This is a genomic window from Telluria sp. PB2R4, assembly GCF_059685695.1.
On record NZ_JCASIC010000005.1, the window covers coordinates 139745 to 165553 of the forward strand.

Genomic DNA, 25809 nt, shown 5'->3' on the forward strand with positions numbered 1-25809 from the left:
CGCCAGGCGCATCCTTCGTTCGCCGAATTCTTCGCCATTCACCGCCCGCCCACCGCCGTTCACCGAAAGCCGCTTTCGCCGGCACTCGCCCTTCCGGTAAGCTGTGTTCATGCCATCCACACACGAGGAGTGACGCAACATGCATACCGAAGAAGCTTACCGCTGGCGCAAACAGGCCGTCTGGGGCCTGCTCCTGATCGTCGTCGGCACGGTCGTCCTGCTCGACCGCCTGTACTACATCGACGCCGGCGCCTATTGGCACTACTGGCCGCTGCTGCTGGTCGTCATCGGCATCAACCAGACCATCGGCTACCCGAGCCCGCGCGAATTCGGCAACGGCCTGTGGACCATCTTCATCGGCCTGTGGCTGTTCGCCTGCTTCGAACACATCTTCGGCCTGAGCTTCCGTAACAGCTGGCCCCTGTTCATCCTGGCCTGGGGCGTCAAACTGGTGTTCCAGCCCCTGGTGGCGCGCCGCTTTGCCCAGCAGAGCGCCCTCAATCAACCGGAGAGCAAGCAATGAAAGACCAATTCCAACCGAAGGGCGTCACCAGCCAGGTCGTGCTCGGCTTGCTCGTGATCCTGATGGGCCTGCTGTTCCTGCTCGATAACCTCGACTTCATCGAGATCCGCCGCATCGTGAGCTTCTGGCCGATGGTGTTCATCATCGCCGGCACGGTCAAGCTGTGCGACACCCAGACCCGACACGGCCAGTTGATGGGCGGTGGCCTGATCGGGCTCGGGGTCCTGATGATCCTGGACCGGACAGGCGTCATCGACTTCGACGTCCGCACCTTCTGGCCGCTGTTCCTGATCGGCGCCGGCGGCTTCGTCCTGTACAAGGCGCTGGACTCACGCCGCGCTGCGGCGACCGGATCGCCTTTCAAGGATGATGGCGGTCCCGGAAACGACGTGGTCAACGTGGCCGCCATCCTGGGCGGTTTCGAGCGCCGGGTCACCACCCAGAACTTCCGCGGCGGCGAAATCACCGCGGTGATGGGCGGCTGCTCGCTCGACATGCGCACGGCCTCGATCCAGGACGAAGCGGTGATCAACGTGTTCGCGTTCTGGGGCGGCGTGACCATCAAGTGTCCGCCCGACTGGACGGTGGTCCTGCAGGGCACCCCGATCATGGGGGGCTTCGAGGAAAAGACGGCGAATCCGCCGCACAACCAGAAGCGCCTGGTCATCCGCGGCTACGCGATCATGGGCGGCGTCGAGGTGCGCAACTGATGGCGCAATCCTTGGCAACCCGGCGATGAACGGCGCGTTCCGGGCGCGGCGAAGCGTCGCCCTCTACCTGCTGGCCTGGCTGATGCTGGGCGTGCTGCTGGCGGGACTGATCGTGGCCACCACCGGCGCCGGGGCCGGCGCCAGTTTGCTGTTCGCGCTGCCCCTGACGCTGTGCTACGCCATCGCCTGCGGCTTTTCCGCTTACTACCTGTGCCGCGCCTATCCGCTGGCCCAGCGCTCGCTGGGTGCGGTGCTGTCGGTGTTCCTGTTCAGCGGTTTCAGTGCGGCGCTCCTGTGGTGCGTGGCCGCCAGCGCCTGGGCCGCCCTGTGCCGGCTGGCGCTGGCCGGTTCGGGCGCCGACGCGGTGGCGTTCAGCCGGCCCTTCGTGGCGCTGATGCTGGGGATCGGCGTGCTGCTGTACTGGATGACCGCGGTGGCCCATTACCTGGCGATCGAGTTCGAACGGGCGCGCCGCGCCGAGACGCGCGAACTGGAGTCGCGCCTGCTGGCCCAGGATGCCGAGCTGCGCATGCTGCGCACCCAGATCGACCCGCACTTCCTGTTCAACAGCCTGAACTCGGTGAGCGCGCTCACGATGATCGACGCGGACCGCGCGCGCGACATGTGTCTGCTGCTGGCCGGCTTCTTTCGCCAGACGCTCGGCCTGGAGGCGCATCGCAAGGTTTGCCTGACGGATGAAGTGGCGCTGGTGGAGCGCTTCCTGGCGATCGAACAGGTGCGCTTCGGTCCGCGCCTCGCTTTCGAATCGATCATCGGCGATGGCGCCGGGGCCTGCCTGCTGCCGCCGATGATCCTGCAGCCGCTGGTGGAGAATGCGGTCAAGCACGGGATCGGCGGGCTGCTGGAAGGCGGTATGATCCGTGTTGCCGCCGAACGCGCGGGATCGCTGCTGCGCATCCGGGTCGAGAACGACGTCGATCCGGCGGACGCCGGGGCGCGGGCCGAGGTGCGGGCCGAAAGCGGCATCGGGCTGGTGAACGTGCGCCAGCGGCTGGCGGCGGCGTATGGCAGGGAAGGCAGCGTCTACTTTACGCGCGAAGACAATCTGTTCCGGGTGGATCTCGTGCTGCCCGCGGAGAATGAGGAGAAATGATCGATGCGGGTCTTGATCGTCGACGACGAACACCTGGCGCGCGCGCTGCTGCGCGAATACCTGGCCGGCCATCCGGACATCGAGGTCGTGGGCGAATGCGCGAACGGCTTCGAGGCCGTGAAGGCGATCGGCGAACTCGAACCGGAGCTGGTCTTCCTGGACATCCAGATGCCCAAGCTCGACGGCTTCGAGGTGGTCGAGCTGGCGGGCCCCAAGCCGCACTACATTTTCGCCACCGCCTACGACGGATTCGCGCTGAAGGCCTTCGAGGTGCACGCGATCGATTACCTGCTCAAGCCCTTCAGCCGCGAACGGCTGGCGCAGGCACTGGCGCATGCGCGCAGCCGGCGGCCGCAGCCGGGGCAGATGGAAGCGGTAGTGGCCGACGCGGCGCACAGGCGCGGCATGCTGGAGCGCGTGCTGATCAAGGATGGCGCACGCGTGCATGTGGTCCCCAGCGGCGCTATCGACTACATCGAGGCGCAGGACGACTACGTGCAGGTGACGGCGGAAGGCAAGGCGTACCTCAAGAACCAGCGTCTGTCCGAGCTCGAAGCCCAGCTCGATCCGCAGATGTTCATCCGCATCCACCGCTCCTACATCGTAAACGTGGGCGCAATCGCGCGCATCGAACCGGCCAGCAAGGACAACTACTGCGCGGTGCTGAAAGACGGCGCCAGGCTGCCGATCAGCCGCAGCGGCTACCAGAAAGTGCGTGAACTGATGCGCTAGTCCACGTCCCACCAGCCGGGCAGCAGGGCGCGCACCTCGGGCCGCGCGAAGCGGTCGTCGATCAGCCAGACTACGCCGCGGTCGGTTTCGGTGCGGATCACGCGGCCGGCGGCCTGCACCACCTTCTGCATGCCGGGATACAGGTAGGTGTAGTCGTAGCCGGAACCGAACATCGCCCCCATCCGCGCGCGCAGCTGTTCGTTCACCGGGTTCACCTGCGGCAGGCCGAGGGTGGCCACGAAGGCGCCGATCAGGCGCTCGCCCGTCAGGTCGATGCCTTCGCCGAACGAGCCGCCCAGCACGGCGAAACCGACCCCGCGTCCGCCAGGTGCGAAGCGCTCCAGGAAGGCGGCGCGCTCCGCCTCGCTCATGCGCCGTTCCTGGCGCCAGGCCGGGACTTCCGGATGGCGCGCCGCGAGCGCGTCCAGGACCTGTTCCAGGTAATCGAAGCTGCTGAAAAAAGCCAGGTAATTGCCGGGACGCGTCGCATACTGGCGCGCGATCAGTTCCGCGATCGGCCCTAACGAGGCCGCGCGCTGCTGGTAGCGGGTCGAGATGCCGGCGGCGATATGGACCTCGAGCTGGGCGGCGCTGAAGGGCGAGGCGACGTCGGCCCAGGCGGTGCTTGCGGGCATGCCGAGCAGGTCGCTGAAATAATGCCAGGGACTGAGCGTGGCCGAGAACAGGGTCGCCGAGGCGGCGTGCGCGAAGCGCGGCGCCAGGAAGGGCGCGGGCACCACGTTGCGGATGCTGAGGACCGAATCCCGCAGGCCGGCACGCGACAGGTCGCACAGCGAATGCTCGCCGAAGGATTCGGCCAGGCGGATGAAGCCCAGCGCGTCGAAATGGAAGCGCTGCAAGTCCGGGTCGAGCGGGCCGCTTGAATCCACCAGGTAGTCGTTGACGGTGCTGGTGGCGTTCTGCAGCGCGTCCAGCATTTTTTGCGGCGGTTCGGGCAGCACCTGGTAAGGCGCCGGCGCTTCCTTGTCGACGCCGGTCCAGGCGCGGCCGACCCGATCCAGCGCCTTCCTGACGATCTCGGGCGCATTGGCGCGCGCCACCCGCAGGTTGCCGCGATCCAGCTCCGCGCTGTACATCGCGCGGGCACGCGAGACCAGGTTATGGGCTTCGTCGACCAGCACGCTGGCTTTCCAGCCGCGCTCGAGCGCAAGCGCGTACAGCATGGCGCTGCCGTCGAAATAATAGTTGTAGTCGCCCACCACCATGTCGGCCCAGCGCGCCATTTCGCTGCCCAGATAGTAGGGACAGACATCGTGTGCCAGCCCGACCTCGCGCAGGGCCTCGCGGTCGAGCAGCGTCGATGCCGACCTGGCGGCTGCCGCCGCGCGCGCGGCAGGCAAGCGGTCGTAGAAACCTTTCGCGAGTGGGCAGGCGTCGCCCTGGCACGCCTTGTCGGGATACTCGCAGGCCTTGTCGCGCGCCGTGAGTTCGAGTACCCGCAGGGGAATGCCGGTCCCGGCGCCCAGGCTGGTGGCGGCGTCCAGCGCCAGCCGCCGGCCTGGCGTCTTCGCGGCCAGGAAGAATATCTTGTCGAGGCTTTGCGAGGGCATCGCTTTCAGTACCGGGAACAGGCTCCCCACCGTCTTGCCGATGCCGGTCGGCGCCTGCGCCAGCAGGCAGCGCCCGCTGGTGTTGGCGCGGTAGATGTTTTCCGCCAGCTCGCGCTGGCCCGGCCGGAATGCCGCATGGGGGAAGCGCAGCGCGTCCAGCGCCGCATTGCGCGCGGCGCGGTGAGCGGCTTCCTGGGCGGCCCAGGCCGAAAAACGTTCGCACAGCCCGGCGAAGATCGCCGACAGGTCCGGCGCACTGCGCGTTTCGCGCAGCACGGTTTCCTGGCCGCTGCCGATGTCGTAGTAGACCAGCGCCAGGTGGACTTGTTCCAGCCCGAGCTGGCGGCACAGCAGGTGGCCGTACACCCGCACCTGGGCCCAGTGCAGGTGCCGGTGGTTGTCGGGAATCGACGAGAACTTGCCGCGGTAGGTCTTGATCTCTTCGATCAGGTTCTGGTCCGGGTCGTAGCCATCGGCGCGGCCGCGCACCACCAGGTCCCCCCAGCCGCCGTCGAGCGACACTTCGGTGCGGTAACTGGCCCCGCGCCGGCCCTGCACGACCGCATGCCCGGCGATGCCTTCCTGGGCGGTAGGCGAGGGTGTGAAGCGCAGGTCGAGGTCGCCCTGCTTGGCGGTGAACTCGCACAGGGACCGCACCGCAACGGTGTAGGTGGCGCCAGCCGTCAAGCGGCCTGCTCCCACTGCAGGTAGCACACCGACACCGGCATGCCGTGCGCGGCGCAGTAGTCGATCCAGCGCAGCTGGTTGTCCTGCAGGCGGTCGCCCGGGCCCTTGACTTCGATCATGGTGTAGCGGCCCTCCAGTGGCCAGAACTGGATGAGGTCGGGAAAGCCGGTGTGGTTGGCCTTGACGTCCACCAGGATGCGCTCGCACCACTTGCGCAGGTGCGCGGGCGGAATGCAGGCCAGCGCCAGTTCGAGCAGCTCTTCGCTCAGCGTCCCCCAGTAGACGAAGGGCGACGAGATGCCGGCCTTCTCCAGGAAATTGCGGCGGATGGTGTCGCGGTAGCTGCCGTCCTCGAGTTCGGCCAGGCAGGCCGCGAACTCGGCCGAGCGGCGCTGGTGGAAGTCCGGACTGTGCAGGTCGGCCGGACCGCGGTGGAAGGGGTGGAAGAAGGCGCCCGGAATCGGCGCGAACACCGCGCGCCAGCACAGCAGGCCGAACAGCGAGTTGGCCAGTGCGTTCTCGACGTAGAACACCGGCCCGTCCGCACTTGCCAGGTGGTCGCGCACCACGCCTTCGACCCACCAGTCCTCACCGGGCATCGGCAGGCACAGGTCGAGGCGCTGGACGACCGGCTTGCGCGCCGGCAGCCGGGCGTGGCCCAGGCGGCGCGCCAGGCGCGGCCCGATGCGCGCCAGCTGCTGGCGCTCGGCTTCGCTCTCCGGCGCCTCCTGGGCCAGCTGGAACAGGGCGTAGGCATCGTCAAAGCGCTCGTGCTTTTCCAGCACGCGGATGGCGCGTCCGCGTGCGCCGGGGAAGCGGCAGCGCGCGTAGACCGCGTGGGCATTGCCCCAGTCCTTCAGCTTCTCGAAGCCCTGGCCGATCTGGAACAACAGCTTTTCGCGCCGGCCGGCCAGCCAGTCGTTGTCGAACACGTGGGCGGGCAGGTCGCGCAGCACTACGTCGAGGGACTCGCCGGCGTAAAAGCGTTCCTTGCAGCCGTGCAGGAGGATGTAGTGGTCGACGTCGGCGCGTGAACGGAAACCGCGCGAGGCCTGCGAGAGTTCGACCTGTTCGAAGCGGAACATGCCGAGGTCGGCCAGCACGAATTCGGTCCAGTCCTGGTGCAGGTTGCCGAAGAAAATCAGGCGCAGGCGGTCGCACAGCGGCTTGACCAGGATGCGCAGGGCGGCGTCGCCGCAGCCTGCGTGCCAGCTTGAAAAGGGGCGGCTGTCGGCGAAGCCCGCGCGCAGTGCGTCCAGTTGCTCGCCCTTGCGTGCGTTCTTGTGCGGCAGGTGGGCGCCGAATGCCTCGGCGATTTCGGGCTTGGACAACAGGTCGAACAGCTCGTCGAGCGAGAGCAGCGGGTCGGCTTCGACCCAGCCGGCGCCGAGCAGCTGGCTTGATGCCTCGACCGGACAGCCGATTTCGGTATACACCAGCTTACTGGCGCGGAACAAGTTCCCCTTGCGCATGACCATGCGCACGAACAGCGCGCGCGCATTCCGGGACAGCGCGGGGAAGGCGGCGAGGAAGGCAAGCTCGTCCTCGTCGAGCAGGTCGCGATAGCGTTCGCCGATCCAGTCGAGGACGCGCTGGAAGTTATCCAGATAATAAAACTCGTTTTCCAGGACCCTGATCATCTCGTGCCGCCTTACTGTGCTTATGTACAGTATAACGCCACGAGGGATCACTAGCCCAGCAGTAACCCGAGTTTTCGAAGCAATTGGGGGCTTTTCGCCACGTTAATCGCGGGGCGGACGGGCCCGGCAATTGTCATTCGGGCACAAGAGCTCGGTCATCTGCGAGCCTTCGGGTGCGTGGCCGTTGGCATGGACGATGACGGCCGAGATCAGCGCCACGTCGGCATCGACGCCCCCGTCCGCGGCCCTGGAAGGGTTGACGCCGCGCTGGGCCCTGGGCTGTACTGGCCGCACGACGGTTTTCGCGACCGTGACCGGTTTCGGCCGGGTCGCGGTGGCGACCGGACGGGCGGCAGGCTTAGGCGGGGCCGGGCTTGCACTCGGCGTGGCGGCCACCGGGCGGGGCGGCGGCGTGGGCCTGTCGACGGCGCGTGCAGCCGGCGTTGGCCGGTCCTGCGCCGGACTGAGCAAACGCAGGGGCGGCGCCGCCTCGGCCGGCGGCTGGTCCACGATCACGGCCGCGCTGCGCTGCTGGGCGTCAGGTGCTCCGGCGACCGGCGCCATCGCAAGCTGCACGACCATCGCGCTGGCCGCCGTCGCGTGCAATGGCGGTGCGATTGTGGCGTCGGCCAGCACGGTTTCCTGCACCTCGGGCCGCAGGCCGTCGTTGTTGGCCGCCAGCCAGACCAGCGCGCCGGTCAGGGCCAGCGCCGCGGTGGCGCCGGCGCCGTACCAGGCATGCCGTGCGGAAGAGGCGCCCTTGCCATGCTTGCGCGCCGGCTCGCGCTCGAGCATCGCCAGGATGCTGTCCTCGCCCCTGGTGCTGAGACGCCGTGGCGACATCAGGTTCGGACGCATGGACGGGGATTGATTTTCGTCTGGTGGCCGCACGGCAATACTCCTAAGATGGGTTCTTCCAATTCTGATTAGAAACAATCTTGGAGGAAGCGATGCTGATTTTTCTCGCCCTTCTGTACTTTTGTCTCGCAACCGGGGCGATCTGGCTGGCCTTGTTCCCGTCCGGGCGGTCTTTCGTGGCACGCGGGCTATTCGGATTGCGCCAGCGCCTGTCGCAACGCGCGACCGGCTGGCGGATCGCAGGCAGCCAGGTGGCGGGTGCAGTACAGGGGAATATCCCGCGCGATATCTGGAGCAGCATCCTGGGCGTCGTTCGGCGTCACCGGATCGCGTGCGCGATCGGTGTGCCGGCCATCCTGATTCCCTCGCTGCTGGCGCTGGCCCTGAGCAGTCCGGCCATGCTGCCGCTGGTCGAAGGCGAGACTGCAGCCCCCGACGTCCAGGTTGCGGCCCTGCTGCAGGGCGAGCGCCTGGTGCCGCCGGTGGCCCTGCCGCCAATGGCCTTCACGACCGCCGAAGTCGAGCTGGTGCGGCCGATGCTGGTGAACGCCAGCCGCAACTGGGGCCTGCTGCATCCGGACTTCAGCCAGCGCCTGCTGCTGGCTTTCAAGATCATGAAGGAAAGGCATGGCTACGAAATGGCCTTGCTGGAAGGTTACCGCAGCCCGGCACGCCAGGATGCGCTGGCGGGCGCCGGGAGCCACGTCACCAATGCGCGCGCCTTCCAGAGCTGGCACCAGTACGGCCTGGCCGCCGATTGCGCATTCTGGCGCGACGGCAAGCTGGTGATCTCGGAAAAAGACCCATGGGCCATGCGCGGCTATCAGTTATATGGCGAGGTGGCCGAGTCGCTCGGGCTGACCTGGGGCGGGCGCTGGAAGATGATGGATCTTGGCCACACCGAGATGCGGGTGCGCGGCGTGATGCGCCGCTGAGGCGCTCTTTATTCCCCGGCCGGGCAACCCTTGAGCCGTCGCAAATGTTGCCCGGCGGCCCCGTGCGAGCATTTCCTATAGAACATTCCACTAACCCACCATCCGGGTCCCCACATGGCACGAATCTGGCAGTTACTGACCGACAGCCGCGTGCTGGTCGCGATCGGCGTCGCCGCGCTTGCGGCTTGCCTCTTCATCGGCGCCGGCCTGATCGGCATCGATCCCATCTGGGCCCTTATTGCGGGATTGTTCCTGCTTGGCTGCTGGGGCATCTGGTGGGCGATCCGGCGCCACGTCCGCGGACGCGCCGCCCGCCAGCTGCGCGAAGCCATCGTCCCCGGCGACGACGCGAAAGGGGGCGGCGCCTCCGGTGAGATGGCGGTCCTGCGCAAGAGCATGCTGGAGGCGGTCGCCACCGTCAAGACCTCCAAGCTGGGGCTGACGCGGGGCGCCGCGGCACTCTACGAGCTGCCCTGGTACATGATCATCGGGAACCCGGCGGCGGGCAAGAGCAGCGCCATCGCCCGTTCCGGCCTGAGCTTCCCGATCCCCGGCAGCAAGGCGCTGCAGGGCGTGGGCGGGACCCGCAACTGCGACTGGTTCTTCACCACCGACGGCATCCTGCTCGATACCGCCGGCCGCTACTCGGTGCAGGACAAGGTCGAGGAAACTGACAGGGCCGAGTGGTTCAGCTTCCTCGACCTGCTCAAGAAACACCGCGGCAAGGCGCCCATCAACGGTATCCTGATCGCGGTCAGCGTGGCCGAACTGGTGGCCGGCCCGACCAGCGCCTCGCACGAACTGGCCAAGAGCCTGCGCACCCGCGTGCAGGAGCTCACCGAGCGCCTCGGCGTGCATGCGCCGGTCTACGTGGTCTTCACCAAGGCCGACCTGGTGGCCGGCTTCACCGACTTCTTCGCCGACACCGAACGCAGCGAACGCGATCGCATCTGGGGCGCCACGCTGCGCTACAACCGCCGCAGCGCGCCACAGGATGTGCTGGGCTTCTTCGATGAGCACTTCGACGAGCTGTACGACGGCCTCAAGGAGATGAGCCTGGCGAACATGGGCGCCAACCGCAGCACCCACATGCGCCCCGGCGTGTTCACCTTCCCGCTGGAGTTTGCGGCGATCAAGACGCCGCTGCGCGCCTTCCTCTCTACGCTATTCGAAGAGAACACCTACCAGTTCAAGCCCATATTCCGCGGCTTCTACTTTACCAGCGCGCTGCAGGAAGGCAGCGTGCAGGACCTGTCGAGCAAGCGCGTGGCCAGCCGCTTCGACCTGGCGCTGCGCGAGCAGAAGGGCGGCGAGGTCGCCGAGCAGTCCGGCTACTTCCTGCTCGACCTGTTCCGCAAGGTGATCTTCGCCGACAAGGACCTGGTCCGGCGCTACACCAACCCGCTGGCTGCGCGCTGGAAGGTGGCGGCCTTTTTCGGGGCCACCATCCTGCTGGGCGCCGCGCTGGGCGGCTGGAGCTGGTCCTACATGGGCAACCGCCAGCTGGTCGCCAATGCCAAGAGCGACCTCGACAAGGTGGCCAAGCTGCAGGCGGGGCGGATCGACCTGCAGTCGCGCCTGGAAGCGCTCGACATCCTGCAGGACCGCATCGAACAGCTCTCGACATACCGCAAGGAGACCCCGTGGGCGCTGGGCTTCGGCCTGTACCAGGGCGAGGCGCTGGAGCGCAAGCTGCGCGACGAATACTTCGCCGGGGTGCGCGCGGTGATGGTGGAGCCGGTGACGGCTTCGCTGGAAACCATGCTGGCCGAGGTGAATGCGAACGCGGCCCGGCTCACGCCCGCCGCCGCTCCCGATACGGCCACTGCGCACCTGGCGTCGGCACCGGCGGGCCCGGCGGCCGGCGGACAGTACCAGAGCGTCAACGCCACCAGCGTGGCCGACGCCTACAACGCGCTCAAGACCTACCTGATGTTGGGCGACAAGACCCACGCCGAACCGGGCCACCTGAACGACCAGCTGACCCGTTACTGGCGCACTTGGCTGGACGCCAACCGCGGCAATATGCCGCGCGAGCAGATGATCCGCAGCGCCGAGCGCCTGCTGACCTTCCACCTGTCGCAGGTGAACGACCCGGCGTGGCCGCAGATGACGCTCAAACTGAGCCTGCTCGACAGCACCCGCGAACACCTGCGCCGGGTGGTGCGCGGCACGCCGGCACGCGAACGCGTCTACAACGACATCAAGACCCGCGCCGCCACCCGCTATCCGGCGGTGACGGTGGCGCGCATCGTCGGCGAACAGGACCACGGCCTGGTGGCCGGCAGCCATGCGGTGAGCGGCGCCTTCACGCGGCAGGCCTGGCGCGAGTACGTGCTGGGCGCCATCCGCGACGCGTCCAGCAGCGAGGCCCAGAGCGCCGACTGGGTGCTGAAAACCGTGTCGAAGGACGACCTTACGCTGGAGGGCAGCCCGGAGCAGATCCAGAAGGCGCTGATCGACCTGTACAAGGCCGAGTATGCGCGCGAGTGGCTGAAGTTCGTGCAGGGCGTGGCGATCGCCGACCTGAAGGGCTTCGAGGGCAGCGTGCAGGCCATGAACCGTCTCGGCGACCCGCAGTCTTCACCGATGGCCAAGCTGCTGCGCACCGTCTACGACGAGACCGTGTGGGATAACCCGGGCGCTCAAGCTGCCGGCCTGTCCAGGACCGAACGCGGCTTCGCGGACTGGTTCAAGGAAGTCATCCTGCGCCGCGCGCCCTCGGATGCGCGCACCCTGGCCAACACGGTCGACCCGTCCACGCTGCTTGGCGGGGCAGCAAGCTCGGGGGCAGGCCCGATCGGCCGTGAGTTCGCCGGCGTGGCGCGCCTGGTCGGGGTCAAGGAAAAGGACGCCTCCCTGATGACCGGCTACCTCGACGCACTGTCCAAGCTGCGCACTCGCCTGAACGCCCTGAAGAACCAGGGCGACCCCGGCCCCGGCGCCAAGCAGTTCATGCAGCAGACCCTGGAGGGCAACGGCTCCGAGCTGGCCGATGCGCTGCGCTACGTGGACGAGCAGATGCTGACCGGGATGAGCGACAGCCAGAAGGCCGCGCTGCGCCCGCTGCTGGTGCGTCCGCTGACGCAGACCTTCGCCATGATCGTGCTGCCGTCCGAGGCCGAGATCAACAAGACCTGGCAGCTGCAGGTGGTGGAACCGTTCCAGCGCATGCTGGCGACCAAGTACCCGTTCGCCGCCGGCTCCAGCGTGGAAGCGACCCCGGGCGAGATCGGCCAGGTCTTCGGACCCGACGGCCAGGTCGCCAGGTTCGTGAATACGGCGATGGGGCCGCTGGTCGTGAACCGCGGCGGGGTGCTGGCGGCGCGCACCTGGGCCGACATCGGCATCAGCCTGGCGCCGCAGGTGGTGTCCGGCTTCCCCGGGTGGATCGCGCCCTTGTCGGCCAACGGCGTGGCCGCCGGCGGCGGGCCGCAGACGGTTTTCCAGATCCTGCCGCAGGCGGCGCCCGGCACGCTGGAGTACACGCTCGACATCGACGGCCAGCAGCTGCGCTACAAGAACACCGCGCCCGCCTGGACCAATATGGTGCATCCGGGGCCGCAGGGCGTGGCCGGCGTGCGCATTTCCGCCGTCACCTTCGATGGGCGCAGCGTCGAGCTGCTCAACGAGCCGGGGCAGACCGGGCTGAAACGCATGATCGACGCGGCCCAGAAAAAGAGGAAGGACGGCGGCATCTTCGAGCTGCGCTGGAGCGCGGGGAACGTGGCGGTGACGGTCGACCTGAAGATCGTCAGCAGCGCGGCGGCCAACGGCAGCGGCGAGCAGGGCCAGGGCTTCCGCGGCCTGCGCCTGCCGACCACCATCGTCGGCCGCGCCCCCGAAATCCCGCCGGGCCAGCCGGCCCTGGCCAGCGCGAATGGAGGCCAGTGATGCGCGGCCCGGCTTCGGAACGGATCGGCTACTTCGGCAAAGTCCCGGCGCGCGCGGATTTCGTCAAGCTGGCCGACGACCCGGCCGCCATCGCCATGCTGGATCGCTGGCTGGCCCAGGTGATGACGCAATTGGCCGAGGACGCGCGCTGGCGCATCAACTACGACGCCATGCCGCCGGTGAGCTTTGCGCTGGTGGGTCCGGCGCGCCGGCACGCGATCGCCGGCCACCTGCTGGCCAGCCACGACCAGTCGGGGCGGCGTTTTCCCTTCCTGGCGGCGCGCACCCATGCGGTGCAGGATCCCGCGGCTTTTGTCACGCGCTGCCCGCTGGCTTTCGCGCCGCTGTGGGCCTTTCTCGAAGCGCGCTGCCCGCGCGTGCTGTGCGAGGCCGATCCCGCTCCGCACCTGCAAGCGATCGCCGACGCCACGGTCACGCTGGGCGACGCCGAACCGACGCTGTCGCACCTGATGGCCAACGGCACCGTCGGTTCGCTCGGGGCGCTGCTGGAAGAGCGCCAGTTCGCGCGCATGGTGCTGGCCCTCGGCCTGCTGCTGCAGCCGGTGATGCACAGCCAGCCGGCCGAACTGCATAAAAGCCTGGTGCTGCCGCTGCCGAACGATGCCGGGGCGCGCTACCCGGTGGCCGCGTTCTGGCTGCAGCTGGTGGCGCCGTTCCTGCGCCGCTCCAACTTCGACCTGGCGATTTTTATTACGCGCCAGGAGGGGCGGCCGGTGCTGGTGGTGGGTTTCTGCGCCGCGCTGGCCGAGACCCTGCGCGCGCTGGTCGATCCGCTGGTCGGCGCCGAGCAGCAGGTGCGCCTGAGCGATACCGGCTGGATCGACGAACAGCTGTATATCGACCTCGACGTGCGTTCGCTGGCCAGCTACCTGGCCCAGGCCGACCTGCCGCTCGGACTGGCGCGCGACATGTTCATGAAGACCTTCATCGGAGCGGGAACGTGAGAAATCCCATGAAACCATCTGCAGTTCTGCTGCTTGCCCTCCTTGCGGGCGCCGCTTATGCCCAGCACGGCCCGGAAGATGCGCCGGTGGTCGTCAGCGGCACAGTGGCCGACGAAACCACCCGCGCCGCGCTGATCGATCGCCTCCGCATCGTCTACGGAGCCTCGCGCGTGGTCGACCAGCTGTCGGTCGGCACCGTGGCGGCGCCCGCTCACTGGAACGAGTATGTCGCCAAGCTGATCAACCCCAACCTGAAACTGGTCAGGGGCGGCCAGCTCAAGGTCGAAGGCAGCATGGTCAGCCTGCGCGGCGACGTCGCCAACGAGGAGCAGCGGCAAAAAATCGCCGGCGACATCGCTGCCAGCCTGAACCCGACCTACACCGTCAACAACGGGCTGCGGGTGGCGGTGTCGGAGCAGGCCGTGCTGGACGCCGCGCTGGCCAACCGCATCATCGAGTTCGAGTCGGGCAAGGCGACCCTGACCGAGGCTGGGATGGGGGTGCTGGACCAGATGAGCGCGGCGATGCAGAAGCTCAAGGGCGTGAAGGTGGAGGTGATCGGCCACACCGACAACGCCGGCTCGCGCGCCGGCAACCTGTCGCTCAGCCAGGCGCGTGCCGAGGCGGTCAAGACCTACATCGTCGGGAAGGGCATCGCGGCGGATGGCATTGCGGTATCGGGCGAAGGGCCGGACCGGCCGGTGGCCGACAACCGCACGCCGGAAGGGAAGGCGCGGAATCGGCGGATCGAGTTCAAGGTGATTCAGTAGGTTGGCATATTGAACTGGGTCCCCGCGCAGGCGGGAACCCAAGTTGACGTTGAAGTCACGGCAAGCTGATCGTCACATGCGCCGCCTTCGGCGGCAGCTTCACCAGGTCGTTATAGGCCGCCATCTGCGTCCCGGTTTCGTTCGACAGCGCGGTGCGAAAGCCCAGGTAGGCCCCCAGCCCTGCCACCATGAACACCGCCCCCAGCACCCACAGCGACAAATCGCTCTGCAGCCGGTTGACCACCTGGTCGGGCCGCTCGGCATGGGGTGCGAAGCCGCGGGTGCGGCCGCGCATGCGGGCGATCTCGTCGCCCAGGCGCGCCACCAGGTAATCCAGCTTGTCGCGCCCGTCCAGCGCATAGCGGCCCTGGAAGCCGAGCAGCAGGCACATATGGAACACCTCGAGCGCCTCGACGTGCACCTGGCCCTTGGCGCGCAGGTCCTCCAGGCGGTGGAAGAAGTGCTCGCCCGCGAGCTGGTCGCCGAACACGCGCAGCTGCAGCGGACGGGTCTCCCAGGCTTCGCGCACCTCGTAGGTCGAGCGCAGGATGATCTCGTCCACCGCCGAGCAGAACGCGTACTTGGCCGCGATGACGTCGTCGGCCGAGATGCCGAGTCCCTTGGCGTTGCGGTCGACGTCGGAGAGAAAGGCGGTCATGTTGTCGGCGAAGGCCACCTTGTCCTGCGGGCCGCAGCCGTTCTTCAGCAGGAACAGGGCGTAGAAGCCTTCGTACATGATGTCCACCAGGCGCTGGGGCGGACGTTCGTGCTTCTGGCCGGGTTGCGGCGCCACGCGCCGTTCGACGAAGGCGCTCATGCCGCCACCGCGATCAGTTCGAGGCGCAGGTCGCGGATCCCGTTGGGGACATAGATCGAGATCGCCTGCGATTTCAGCATCGTTTCATACAGCATGCCACGGTTCTCCAGGGTGAAGTAATAGGTATCGGGCCGCACCGGCACCGCCGCCGGCACCTGGGGCGCGTGCACCAGTTTCACGCCGGGCAGGGCCGAGAGCACGAACTTGTCGACGTCTTCCGGCGCCCCGACCTTGAATTGCAGCGGCACCACGTCCACCAGCTGCAGGGCCGGCATGTCGGCCGCCACCGCCAGGTACAGGCTGGTCTGCAGGTTGATCCGTCCGGAGTCGAGCGCGCCCAGGTAGTAGGAAGGGCGCTCGCGGTTCAGGGCGATCGTGAAGTAGCGCGACGAGATCACGGTGTCGAGCAGGTCGCGGATGATGCCGTCCAGCCGCGCGAACTGCGGCCCGGGATCGGCGTGCACGTAGGCCGGCAGGTCTTCCAGCCGGTAGCTGCGCGAGTAGGTCATCAGGCCGCCGGCCAGCCCCAAGAGCTCGCCGAACAGCCGCTCCGGATGCAGGTCGCGGTGGCCGAGGTAGTGCGACAGCGCGGCGTAGCCGGTGCTGGCCGTGTGCAGCAGCCAGAAGCTTGAGACGTCGCCGCCGCGAATCTCGATCACGTTCTTGCTCGGCTCGCGCATGTGCCCGTACAGGGCGTTGACCTTGGCCAGCAGCTTCTCCATCAGCCGCGCCAGGTTCAGGTGCAGGCCGGGCGCCGCGTCGATCGACAGGCTGGGCGGCACGAAGGAAGGGTCGGTCTCGAAGCCGCCGGTGGGCACGCGCCGCAGGCGCACCAGCGGGAAGCTGTCGTAGGCTTCCAGCGGCTCGGTGTCGGCCACCAGCCGCAGCGCCTTGCGCAAATAGGTGATCGGGGCTTCGGCGGCGCGCGTGTACAGGTCTTGCGTGTCGCGCTCGTGGCTGGCGAAGCGGGCATCAAGCTGGGTGTCGCCCTCCGGCGCGCTATTGTCGCCCCAGGCCTTCAGCGCCGGCAGGGCGGCATGAAACGTGACCGTTTGCAACCCGGCCGGGAGTTCGCCCAGGCGCACCTGCAGGGGCAGCGGATCGCCATCCGGGGCGCGGTACACCTCGCCGTCCGGGAACAGGACCGAGAGTTCCTCGAGCCGCAGCACGTCGTGGCGCAGGGCGTCGCTGTCGACCACCAGCTTGCGCACGCCCCAGGCATAGGGGTGCAGCGCGCAGGCCGTCTGGTTCAGGCGCGCTTCGTGGTAGCGGTCCTGCTGCTGGAAATGCTGGGGCCGGAGGAACAATCCCTCTCCCCACAGTAGCTTCGCTGGCATGCTCATCGGCGCCTCCGGCTCCAGAAATTCCTAGCTTGGCGGAAACAACGCCGGATTCATTGACAGCGCACAGAAGATAGCGTCGCCGACTGACTGCTGCCGCCGACGGTGAGGGCGCAGGCATGCAGGCCGATACTCAAGCCATCGCGCTCGGCGTCGGCCGCCGCCGCCGTTGTGCGCCAGCGCTGTTGCGCCGGGCGCTGGAACAGGGCGACCACGGCGAGGTGGCTGGTTTCGCGGCTGAGCTTTTCCGTGATCTCGTAGCGCTGGCCCGGCACCAGCATGATCTCGCGCACCTCGACGAGGTCCGCACCCAGGTTCTCGCGCTCCGCCTGCGGGTTCAGGAAGGCGGAATAGGGCGCCCGCTCGAACGCGTCCTTCTGGCGCAGCTTGTACAGGCGTACCGCGAGCGCGAGCGGCTGGCCGCGCTTGTCGACATTCAGCTTGGGCGAGGCATGCAGTCGCAGCGCCACATTGCGCGACGGCTTCTGCGCCTCCGGCAGCTCGGGCGGCTTGCGCAGTCCGGTGGCCTCGAAGGCCGCATTCGCGAGACCGTTGCTGCCACAGCCGGCCGATACCCAGGCTGCGCCGAGGACTGCCAGCGCCAAAATTTTTCTCATCGCCATTTCCTTTGCTCATCGATTGCAGGTTCAAGCACGGATTGAAACCCAGTGGCGTGCTGCTGCCGTGATCGCGCGCAAGCGCAAGCAGCGAACGTGTGAAAGAAAGCGAACTCGGCTTTGATTGACAGTTCGCAACTTCGCAAAAACCGGCGTGCGAATAATGGTGGCTGGCTTAACTGTCGTGGAGAAAACCAGCATGATCTACCAACGCTTGATGCCCTTGATCCTGGGAGCCGCCGCCCTGGCCGGGTGCGAGACCATCCCGAAAGCCGACTCCAGCAAGTCGATGGCAGCGCTAGGGGAACAGGCCTTTACCGAGGCCGACGCCGCAATCGCGGCGAAGCAGGAGGAGAAGGCCTACAACTTGATGAAAGCCGCCAGCCGGTCCCATCCGGTCGACAAGCGGCCCTGGGTGAAGATGGCGCAGATCCGCTTCAATGCCGGCGTGTATGGCGAAGCGATCACCAATGCGCAGGAGGCGCTCGAACGCGACTCGGACGACACGGTGGCCCACAGCATCATTGCCGTCAGCGGGCTGCGCGTGGCCAGCAAATCCTTGTCCGACCTGACACGCAAGAACAACTTGGCCGGCAACGTGAAGAGCGAGGCACAGGACCTGGCCAAGCTGCTGCGCACCAGCCTGGGCGAGCCTGTCCTGGTCCCTCCCGCAAAAGGCGAGACGGGCAGGTCCGCAGCACCGTCCAGGTCGCGGACGTCCACCGCATCCGCCCAGTCGGCGCCGGCGACCAGGCCCGCCAGCAACGACAAGGATCCCTTCGCCGGCCTCAAATAAACCGCGCGGCCGGCGCCGCCGGCTGTTCCATCCCCCCGCAACCCTGGAGTCGACATGGCCAAGAGTGAAAGCGTGCAGAAGCGCTTGCAGAAGGTGCGCGCGCCGCGCGTACAGATGACTTACGACGTCGAGATCGGCGACGCCATCGAAAACAAGGAGCTGCCCTTCGTCGTCGGCGTCGTGGGCGACTTCGGCACGGACCCCGCGGCCGAGAAGAAGCGCCTGAAGGACAAGAAATTCGTCAATGTCGACGCCGGCAATTTCGACGAGGTGCTGGGGGCGGTGGCCCCGGTGGCCAGCTTCAAGGTCGACAACCACCTGTCGCCGGAGGGCGGCCAGTTCGCGGTGCAGCTGCAGTTCAAGGAAATGGATGACTTCCGGCCCGAGTCGGTGGTGCGCCAGGTGGCGCCGCTCAATGGCCTGCTGGAGGCGCGCACCAAGCTGGCCGACCTGCGCAACAAGCTGGCCGGCAACGACAAGCTCGAAGACATCCTCAGCGAAGTGCTGGGCAATACCGAGAAGCTGGCGGGCCTGAAGAAACAAGGCAAAGCAGAAGGGGAGGCATGAGATGGCGGCAGTCCTCGATACCGCAAAGAGTAACGCGACAGCGGCAGCTCCGGTCGAACTCGACGCCTCGCTGCTCGACCAGATCGTCGAGCAGAGCCGAGTGGCGAAGTCCAGCAGCGAGCACGAACGCGCCCGCGACATCATCTCGGAACTCGTGACCCAGGTCATGCAGGGCACGATGGTCATGTCGAACAACCTGTCCGCCATGATCGATGCGCGCCTGGCCGAGCTGGATCGCATGATCTCCGACCAGTTGTCCAGCGTGATGCACGCGCCCGAATTCCAGAAGCTCGAGCGCAGCTGGACCGGCCTGCATTACCTGGTGAAGAACAGCGCGACCTCCGCCAACCTGCAGGTCCGCATGCTCAACGCCAGCAAGCGCGAGCTGGTGAAAGACTTCCAGTCGGCGCTGGAGTTCGACCAGAGCAGCATGTTCAAGAAAGTCTACGAAGAAGAATTCGGCACCTTCGGCGGCGCCCCCTACGGCACCCTGATAGGCGACTTCGAGATCTCGCGCCAGCCCGAGGACATCTACTTCCTCGAGCAGATGTCGCACGTGGCCGCCGCCAGCCACGCGCCCTTCATCACATCAAGCGGGCCGGAACTGTTCGGCATCGACAGCTTCGGCGACCTGGGCAAGCCGCGCGACCTGGCCAAGGTATTCGACACCGTCGAATACGCCAAGTGGAAGGCCTTCCGCGAATCGGAAGATGCGCGCTACGTCGGCCTGACGCTGCCGCGCTTCCTGGGGCGCCTGCCTTACCATCCGGCCGACGGCATGACCACCGAAGGTTTCAACTACGTCGAGGACGTGGACGGGAGCGATCACCAGAAGTACTTGTGGTGTAACGCGGCCTACGCGTTTGCCTCGAAGCTGACCAAGGCCTTCGAGGACTACGGCTGGTGCGCGGCGATCCGCGGCGTGGAGGGGGGCGGCCTGGTGGAGAACCTGCCGGCCCACACTTTCAAGACCGACGAAGGCGAGGTGGCGCTCAAGTGCCCGACCGAGCTGGCCATCACCGACCGCCGCGAGAAGGAGTTGTCGGACCTCGGCTTCATCTCGCTGGTGCATTGCAAGAACACCTCGTACGCGGCCTTCTTCGGCGCCCAGTCGGCGCAGAAGGCGAAGAAGTACAACAACGAGGCGGCCAACGCCAACGCCGTGCTGTCTTCGCAGCTGCAGTACATCTTCGCGGTCTCGCGCATCGCCCACTACATGAAGGCCATGATGCGCGACAAGATCGGCAGCTTCGCCGCCGTCTCGAATGTAGAGGATTACCTCAATCGCTGGTTAACCCAATATGTGCTCCTGGACGACAACGCGAGCCAGGACCAGAAGGCCCAGTTCCCGCTGCGCGAAGCCAGCGTGCAGGTGTCGGAGGTAGCGGGCCGCCCCGGCGTGTACCGCGCGGTGTCCTTCCTGCGTCCGCACTTCCAGCTCGACGAGCTGTCCGTTTCGCTCCGACTGGTCGCGGAGCTGCCGCAGTCGACCAGTGCATGAGTTTAGCCGAGCAGTCCTTTTCAACTTGAATGGAGTAGAACATGGCAATTGACGTTTACCTGCAGATCGATGGCATCAAAGGCGAGTCGATGGACGACAAGCACAAGGACTGGATCGAGTGCCTTGCCGTGGACTGGGGGGTGAAGCAGCCGCGCTCGGCCACCGCATCGACCGGCGGCGGCCACACCGCGGAACGCTGCGAGCATGAGGAGATCTCGTTCAGGAAGCTGGCCGACCTGTCCTCGCCGATCCTGCTGCAAACCTGCGCGGCCGGCAAGACGATCCCCAAGGCCAAGCTGGAATTCATGCGCGCCGACGGCCAGGGCGAGCGCGTGAAGTACTTCGAGATCGAACTGGAGAACGTCCTGATCGGCGCGGTCAAGCCGAACGTCGCCGAGGGCAGCATCATCCAGGAGGAGGTCGGCCTGAAATTCTCGAAGATCAAGTACAAGTACACCCAGCAGAAGATCGGCGGCGGCTCGGGCGGCAACACCTCGGGCGGCTGGGACCTGGCGGCCAACAAGGTCGTCTGACGCCGGCCGGGGACTCCCGGGACGGCAACCCCACCACGCGCGGCGCACGCGTTGACTTCGCGGCGCCGCGCGCATTATTTCCACTTGTTTCCGATCGGCGGAGGGAGCATGAAGGGCTTCAAGCCGGGCCTGCTGGACCGCCTCATGGACGAGCGCCCGGACGCCGGCAAGGGCGCCACGCTGTCCTTGACCAGCGAGCAGCTCAAGGACAGCGTGGCGCGCGACCTCGAAGCGCTGCTCAACACGCGCCTGGCCTTCGATCCGGCCATCCTGAATCCCTACCCGGAAGCGCGTGCGTCCATGCTGCACTACGGGCTGCAGGACTTCGCCGGCTACTGCCTCACCAGCAGCCTTGATCGCGCCGCCGTCTGCGCCAGTATCCAGGATGCGATCGAAGCCCATGAACCGCGCCTGCGCGAGGTCACGGCCACGCTGGAGGCGGTGCCGGGCAGCGTCAACCGCCTCAGCTTCATCATCCATGCCCGCCTCGGCCTGCCGGCCAGCTGCGAGCCGGTGAACTTCAATGCGGTGCTGCAGCCTTCGTCGCTGCACTATGCGGTCAAGCGCAAGGCCCGGACAAGCGGCTAGCCGCCAGCCCGGGCTTATCCCTCTACACACTACAAGGATGCGTCACGATGGACATCAATCTCAAGACCCTGATCGGCAAGCTGAACGACACCACCCGCGCCGCCGCCACGCGGGCCGCCTCGATCTGCGTCGGCCTGGGGCAGTACGAGGTCGAGATCGAGCACCTGTTCCTGGGCCTGATCGAACAGCCGGGCAGCGACCTGTGCGTGATCGCCCAGGGCTGCGACATCAGCCTGACAGGCCTGGAGACCGATTTGCGCAACGAGATCAAGCGCTTCGCCACCGGCAGCGCGCGCACCCCGGTGTTCTCGCGCCACCTGCCGGTGCTGTTCGAGCACGCCTGGCTGATCGCCTCGCTGGGCACGCCGGCCCCTAGCCAGCAGAACCAGATCCGCAGCGGGCACCTGCTGCTGGCGCTGCTCACCGAACCTTCCCTGTCGCAGCTGGCGCTGCGCGCCTCGCCCTTGTTCCGCAAGTTCCCGATCGACCGCCTGAAGCACGAGTTCCAGAAGATCACGCGCGGCTCGCAGGAGGCGCAGGCCGTGGCGATGGCGCCGCAGCTTGAAACGGCAGGCGATGCGGCCGACGAGATCGCCGCCGGCCCGGCACGCGCCACGCCCGCGCTGGACCAGTACACCACTTGCCTGACCGGACGCGCGCGCGACGGCCGGGTCGACCCGGTGATCGGGCGCGACCCGGAGATCCGCCAGGCCATCGACATCCTGATGCGGCGGCGCCAGAACAACCCGATCCTGACCGGCGAGGCCGGCGTCGGCAAGACCGCCGTGGTCGAAGGCCTGGCGCTGCGCATCGCGCAAGGCGACGTGCCCGACGTGTTGAAAGGCGTCGAGATCCACACGCTCGACATGGGCCTGCTGCAGGCCGGCGCCAGCGTCAAGGGCGAATTCGAGAACCGCCTGAAGAACGTGATCGACGAGGTAAAAAAGAGCCCGCACGCGATCATCCTGTTCATCGACGAGGCTCACACCATGATCGGCGCCGGCGGCGCCGCCGGCCAGAACGATGCCGCCAACCTGCTCAAGCCGGCACTGGCGCGCGGCGAACTGCGCACCATCGCCGCCACCACCTGGGGCGAGTACAAGAAGTATTTCGAAAAAGACGCCGCCCTGGCCCGGCGCTTCCAGGTGATCAAGGTCGAGGAGCCGGACGAGCCGACCGCCTGCGCCATGCTGCGCGCCATGGCGCCGCTGATGGAGAGCCACTTCAAGGTGCGCATCTTCGATGACGCCGTCACCGAGGCGGTCCGCCTGTCGCACCGCTACATCAGCGGCCGCCAGCTGCCGGACAAGGCGATCAGCGTGCTCGATACCGCCTGCGCCAAGGTGGCGCTGGGCAGAAGCGCGACACCGGCCGCGCTGGAAGACTGCACCCGCACGATCGAGCGCATCGATGCGCAGGCGGCGTCGCTGCAGCGCGAGGCGAATGCCGGCGGCGGCCACGAGGACAAGCTGGCGGAGCTGCGCCAGCGCCGCGCCGCGCTGCTTGATGAGCGCATCGGCCTGCAGCAGCGCTGGAACGAGGAGCAAAGGATCGCCCTCGAGATCGGCGAGATGCGCACCGCATTGGAGGAGGGAACAACGCAGGACGCGAGCGAGCTGCGCGCCCGGATCGACCGGCTGCGCAGCCTGCAGGGCGAATCGCCGCTGGTGCCGGTGCAGGTGGACGGCCACACGGTGGCCGAGATCGTCGCCAGCTGGACCGGCATCCCGCTGGGCCGCATGGTCAAGGACGAGCTCAAGACGGTGATCAAGCTGCAGGCCATGCTGGACGAACGCATCCTGGGCCAGTCGCACGCCAGCCAGGCGGTGGCCCAGCGGGTGCGCACGGCGCGCGCCAACCTGGACGACCCGAACAAGCCGAAGGGCGTGTTCCTGTTCGTCGGCACCTCGGGCGTGGGCAAGACCGAGACCGCGCTGGCGCTGGCCGACATCCTGTACGGCGGCGAGCGCAAGCTGGTCACCATCAACATGAGCGAATACCAGGAGGCGCACAGCGTATCAAGCCTGAAAGGCTCGCCGCCGGGCTATGTGGGCTATGGCGAAGGCGGGGTGCTGACCGAGGCGGTGCGCCGCAATCCCTACAGCGTGGTGTTGCTCGACGAGGTGGAAAAGGCCCATCCCGACGTGCTCGAGTTGTTCTTCCAGGTCTTCGACAAGGGCGTGCTGGACGACGCCGAAGGACGCCAGATCGACTTCCGCAACACGATCATCATCCTGACCTCCAACGTGGGGTCGAGCCAGATGATGGGGGCCTGCCTGAACAAGCCGCTGGACGAGGTGCCGGCGCCCGAGCAGCTGGCGGAGCTGATCCGCCCCCAGCTGATGAAGCACTTCAAGCCCGCCTTCCTGGGGCGCCTGGCGGTCGTGCCCTTCTATCCGATCCGCGACGAGGTGCTCACCGACATCATCAAGCTCAAGCTCGACCGCATCAAGGCGCGGGTGATGGACAACCACCGCGCGCGCTTCGAGTACGACGACGCGCTGGTGTCGGCGGTGCTGAGCCGCTGCACCGAGGTCGATTCGGGGGCGCGCAACGTCGACAACATCCTGAACGGCACGCTGCTGCCCGAGATCGCCGACAGCGTGCTGGCGCGCATGGCCGAGGGCGGCGCGATCGCCCGGGTCAAGGTGGGGGCGACCAAGGCCGGCAAGTTCAAGTACGCGATCGAATAAGGAAAGACGATGCTGAATATCGCGATGCTGCATTTCGATCAATGCCTGGTCCCGATCAGCGCGGACCAGCCCTGCGGCGAGGACCTCGCGTTCTCGCCCGAGTTCGACGCCATCAACCGCGCGCGCCAGGCCGATGATCCGTCGATCGAGCAGGGCGCCTGGGTGACGACCTTGAAGGAGGCGGACTGGAAGTTCGTCGCCAGGCGCTGCACCGAGCTGATGGAAAGCCGCAGCAAGGACTTGCAGCTGGCGGTCTGGCTGGCCGAAGCGGCGGCCAGGACCGACCGACTGGCGGGCCTGGCCGCCGGCCTGCGCCTGCTGGCGGCCCTGTGCGCGCAGTATTGGGAGGGGGTGCATCCGCTGCCCGACGAGGATGGCCACGAGCGCCGCATCGGCAACCTGGCCTGGATCGCCGCCCGCATCGCGCCGCTGGTGAAGGAAGTGCCGGCCGCCGCGGGCCTGAGCATGATGGCGTGGGAGGCGGCGCGCGCACGTGGGGCCGAGGCGGTAGCCGAGCTGGAAGCGCTGCGGGCGAAAATACCGGTGGCTGCGCGCCAGGCGCTGGCGCAGGACGCGGAACACTGCCTGGCGGCGCTGGCGGAGCTGGAGCGGATCGTCGACGAGCGGCTCGGCGCCGACGGTCCGGGCTTCGGCGCCGGGCGCGCGGCTTTGCGCGACTTTGCCGACATGGTGGCGCCGCCCTCGGCGCCATCCGCACAAGTGGCGCCGGTAGCGGGCGCGGCGCCGGTGCTGCCGGTCGCGGTCGTATCCGGGGCGCCGCTCCGGGTGCTGGAAGGTCCGCTGCAAAGCCGCGAACAGGCCCTGGCCCAGTTGCGCGGCGTGGCCGAGTTCTTCCGCCGCACCGAGCCGCACAGCCCGGTCGCCTACCTGGCGGACAAAGCGGCGCGCTGGGGCGAACAGCCACTGCACGCCTGGCTGCGTTCGGTGATCAAGGAGGAAGCCTCGCTGGCGAGGCTGGAGGAACTGCTGGGGATTGACAAGGAAGCAGGCTGAAAGAAAATTTCATTCTTGCGGCAACAATGAAATTTTCTTTCACGGGGTGGACGACGGAGCCGTCCACCCACGGTCATCAGGATTTCTGCATGCCCGGCTGAACCATCGACGAGGCTTTTGCAATCTGCGCCTCCACGGTCTGCACCGCCTGGCGCGTCGCCTGGGTTACCTGCTCATAACCCTTGAAGGCATTGTCGATCGCGGTCTTGATGATCTCGACCGCGTTCTCGGAACCTGGCTTGACGTTCTGCGTCACGTCGTAGATCAGGGCCGACAGGGTGCTCTTGGCTTCGGCCACATGGGTGTCGGCGGCCTGGCGGAATTCCTGGTGCATTTCCTCGATAATGGATTGCAGTTGCTCCCGGTATTCCGCGGCGCCGGCTGCGCCCGGCTGCATGCGTGCATGCAGTGCGGCGATCGCCGCTTTCGGGTCGCCACCGCCCGCCATTCCTTTTGCCATCTCCTGGCTGGCGGCGATGGAGCCTGCCATCGAACTCCTTGCTGCATTCATGTTCAGCGCCACCACCTGCTCCACGCCCTTCACCGTTTTATCGGCGAGGGTGTTGAAGGTCTGCATCTGCAGGTCGAACAGGGTCTTGGTGGCATTGGCGAACTGTTCCGGACTCGTAAACATCGGTGTCTCCTCAGTATTGGAATAATCGGACAAAGGTTCGAATTAGCTGCGGCTTGCACCCCATTATTTAGCAACAATGGGTTTTTCGCAACGCGCGTCCCGGTAGGGTCCGGCAGATTTTTCCCAGCCCGGACCCAGGGGCGTTTGAGAACATGCAGTCGCGCCATTCAATTTGCTGCGCCATTGGTAATAGGGCGCAGGACCGGCAAGGGCGACATGGGCCGCCAGGCCCACCGCGAGAAGGAGAATGAAATGCTTCATGAGCTGCCGAGCTTACCCGCATCTCGGCACAAGTCAAGCAGCGTTCCAA

General features: G+C 67.1%; 22 protein-coding genes. 15 read left to right on the top strand and 7 right to left on the bottom strand.

Going from position 1 to position 25809, the window contains the following annotated elements; genetic code table 11:
* Positions 1-139: 139 nt before the first annotated feature.
* Genes AC56LU_RS10670 through AC56LU_RS10685 form a run of 4 tightly spaced genes read left to right on the top strand, consistent with a single transcriptional unit; the run spans position 140 to position 3079 of the window.
* On the top strand, positions 140-523 hold the full coding sequence (locus AC56LU_RS10670) for a LiaF transmembrane domain-containing protein (protein WP_497175572.1): 384 nt from the start codon (positions 140-142) through the stop codon (positions 521-523).
* Complete coding sequence (locus AC56LU_RS10675) at positions 520-1233, top strand: LiaI-LiaF-like domain-containing protein (RefSeq protein WP_497175573.1); 714 nt, start codon at positions 520-522, stop codon at positions 1231-1233. Before AC56LU_RS10670 ends, AC56LU_RS10675 begins: the two co-directional genes overlap by 4 nt.
* A 25-nt stretch (positions 1234-1258) precedes the next feature.
* A complete protein-coding gene (locus tag AC56LU_RS10680) occupies positions 1259-2347 on the top strand; it encodes a sensor histidine kinase (protein ID WP_497175574.1) in 1089 nt (362 codons plus the stop codon).
* Positions 2348-2350: 3 nt separating this feature from the next.
* Positions 2351-3079, top strand: coding sequence for a LytR/AlgR family response regulator transcription factor (locus AC56LU_RS10685; protein WP_497175575.1), 729 nt, complete (start codon positions 2351-2353; stop codon positions 3077-3079).
* On the opposite strand, the gene AC56LU_RS10690 is transcribed toward AC56LU_RS10685, so the two are convergent.
* The 3 genes from AC56LU_RS10690 to AC56LU_RS10700 form a co-directional block, all read right to left on the bottom strand.
* Positions 3076-5337, bottom strand: coding sequence for an ATP-dependent DNA helicase (locus AC56LU_RS10690; RefSeq protein WP_497175576.1), 2262 nt, complete (start codon positions 5335-5337; stop codon positions 3076-3078). The genes AC56LU_RS10685 and AC56LU_RS10690 overlap by 4 nt on opposite strands.
* Positions 5334-6977, bottom strand: a complete 1644-nt coding sequence (locus AC56LU_RS10695) for a VRR-NUC domain-containing protein (protein ID WP_497175577.1) — start codon at positions 6975-6977, stop codon at positions 5334-5336. Before AC56LU_RS10695 ends, AC56LU_RS10690 begins: the two co-directional genes overlap by 4 nt.
* A gap of 102 nt (positions 6978-7079) precedes the next feature.
* Positions 7080-7835, bottom strand: a complete 756-nt coding sequence (locus AC56LU_RS10700) for a hypothetical protein (RefSeq protein WP_497175578.1) — start codon at positions 7833-7835, stop codon at positions 7080-7082.
* A 92-nt stretch (positions 7836-7927) separates the two neighbouring features.
* On the opposite strand from AC56LU_RS10700, the gene AC56LU_RS10705 reads away from it, so the two are divergent.
* The 4 genes from AC56LU_RS10705 to AC56LU_RS10720 all read left to right on the top strand — a co-directional run bounded on the left by AC56LU_RS10705 (position 7928) and on the right by AC56LU_RS10720 (position 14399).
* Positions 7928-8770, top strand: coding sequence for a M15 family metallopeptidase (locus AC56LU_RS10705; RefSeq protein ID WP_497175579.1), 843 nt, complete (start codon positions 7928-7930; stop codon positions 8768-8770).
* A 114-nt stretch (positions 8771-8884) separates the two neighbouring features.
* Complete coding sequence (gene tssM / locus AC56LU_RS10710; protein WP_497175580.1) at positions 8885-12664, top strand: type VI secretion system membrane subunit TssM; 3780 nt, start codon at positions 8885-8887, stop codon at positions 12662-12664.
* Positions 12664-13629 carry a type VI secretion system-associated protein TagF gene (tagF, locus tag AC56LU_RS10715; RefSeq protein ID WP_497175581.1) on the top strand — a complete coding sequence of 322 codons (966 nt, stop codon included), beginning with the start codon at positions 12664-12666 and terminating at the stop codon, positions 13627-13629. Before tssM ends, tagF begins: the two co-directional genes overlap by 1 nt.
* Before the next feature lie 8 nt (positions 13630-13637).
* Positions 13638-14399 (top strand): OmpA family protein, encoded by a 762-nt coding sequence (locus tag AC56LU_RS10720; RefSeq protein WP_497175582.1) that lies wholly within the window; start codon positions 13638-13640, stop codon positions 14397-14399.
* 55 nt (positions 14400-14454) lie between these two features.
* On the opposite strand, the gene icmH is transcribed toward AC56LU_RS10720, so the two are convergent.
* Genes icmH through tssJ form a run of 3 tightly spaced genes read right to left on the bottom strand, consistent with a single transcriptional unit; the run spans position 14455 to position 17173 of the window.
* Positions 14455-15216, bottom strand: a complete 762-nt coding sequence (gene icmH, locus AC56LU_RS10725) for a type IVB secretion system protein IcmH/DotU (RefSeq protein WP_497175583.1) — start codon at positions 15214-15216, stop codon at positions 14455-14457.
* On the bottom strand, positions 15213-16559 hold the full coding sequence (gene tssK / locus AC56LU_RS10730) for a type VI secretion system baseplate subunit TssK (RefSeq protein WP_497175584.1): 1347 nt from the start codon (positions 16557-16559) through the stop codon (positions 15213-15215). Before tssK ends, icmH begins: the two co-directional genes overlap by 4 nt.
* A 50-nt stretch (positions 16560-16609) precedes the next feature.
* The gene (gene tssJ, locus AC56LU_RS10735; protein ID WP_497175585.1) at positions 16610-17173 is read right to left on the bottom strand and encodes a type VI secretion system lipoprotein TssJ; all 564 of its coding nucleotides are present in this window, start codon (positions 17171-17173) and stop codon (positions 16610-16612) included.
* 199 nt (positions 17174-17372) lie between these two features.
* Here tssJ and AC56LU_RS10740 point away from each other — a divergent pair, with 199 nt between their 5' ends.
* From AC56LU_RS10740 to tssA, 7 genes are all read left to right on the top strand, one after another.
* Positions 17373-17969: a tetratricopeptide repeat protein gene (locus tag AC56LU_RS10740; RefSeq protein ID WP_497175586.1), complete on the top strand. Its 597-nt coding sequence runs from the start codon at positions 17373-17375 to the stop codon at positions 17967-17969.
* 54 nt (positions 17970-18023) lie between these two features.
* On the top strand, positions 18024-18536 hold the full coding sequence (tssB, locus tag AC56LU_RS10745; protein ID WP_497175587.1) for a type VI secretion system contractile sheath small subunit: 513 nt from the start codon (positions 18024-18026) through the stop codon (positions 18534-18536).
* A gap of 1 nt (position 18537) precedes the next feature.
* Entirely contained in the window at positions 18538-20037 is a 1500-nt protein-coding gene (gene tssC / locus AC56LU_RS10750) for a type VI secretion system contractile sheath large subunit (protein WP_497175588.1), read from the top strand.
* Positions 20038-20078: 41 nt separating this feature from the next.
* Positions 20079-20570: an Hcp family type VI secretion system effector gene (locus AC56LU_RS10755; RefSeq protein WP_497175589.1), complete on the top strand. Its 492-nt coding sequence runs from the start codon at positions 20079-20081 to the stop codon at positions 20568-20570.
* 108 nt (positions 20571-20678) lie between these two features.
* Complete coding sequence (tssE, locus tag AC56LU_RS10760; RefSeq protein ID WP_497175590.1) at positions 20679-21158, top strand: type VI secretion system baseplate subunit TssE; 480 nt, start codon at positions 20679-20681, stop codon at positions 21156-21158.
* Between the two features lie 47 nt (positions 21159-21205).
* Positions 21206-23851: a type VI secretion system ATPase TssH gene (gene tssH / locus AC56LU_RS10765; RefSeq protein ID WP_497175591.1), complete on the top strand. Its 2646-nt coding sequence runs from the start codon at positions 21206-21208 to the stop codon at positions 23849-23851.
* Positions 23852-23860: 9 nt separating this feature from the next.
* Positions 23861-24865 (top strand): type VI secretion system protein TssA, encoded by a 1005-nt coding sequence (gene tssA, locus AC56LU_RS10770; RefSeq protein ID WP_497175592.1) that lies wholly within the window; start codon positions 23861-23863, stop codon positions 24863-24865.
* Between the two features lie 76 nt (positions 24866-24941).
* Here the strand turns inward: tssA and phaP are convergent, their stop codons facing one another.
* The gene (phaP, locus tag AC56LU_RS10775) at positions 24942-25499 is read right to left on the bottom strand and encodes a TIGR01841 family phasin (RefSeq protein ID WP_497175593.1); all 558 of its coding nucleotides are present in this window, start codon (positions 25497-25499) and stop codon (positions 24942-24944) included.
* Positions 25500-25809: the final 310 nt, after the last annotated feature.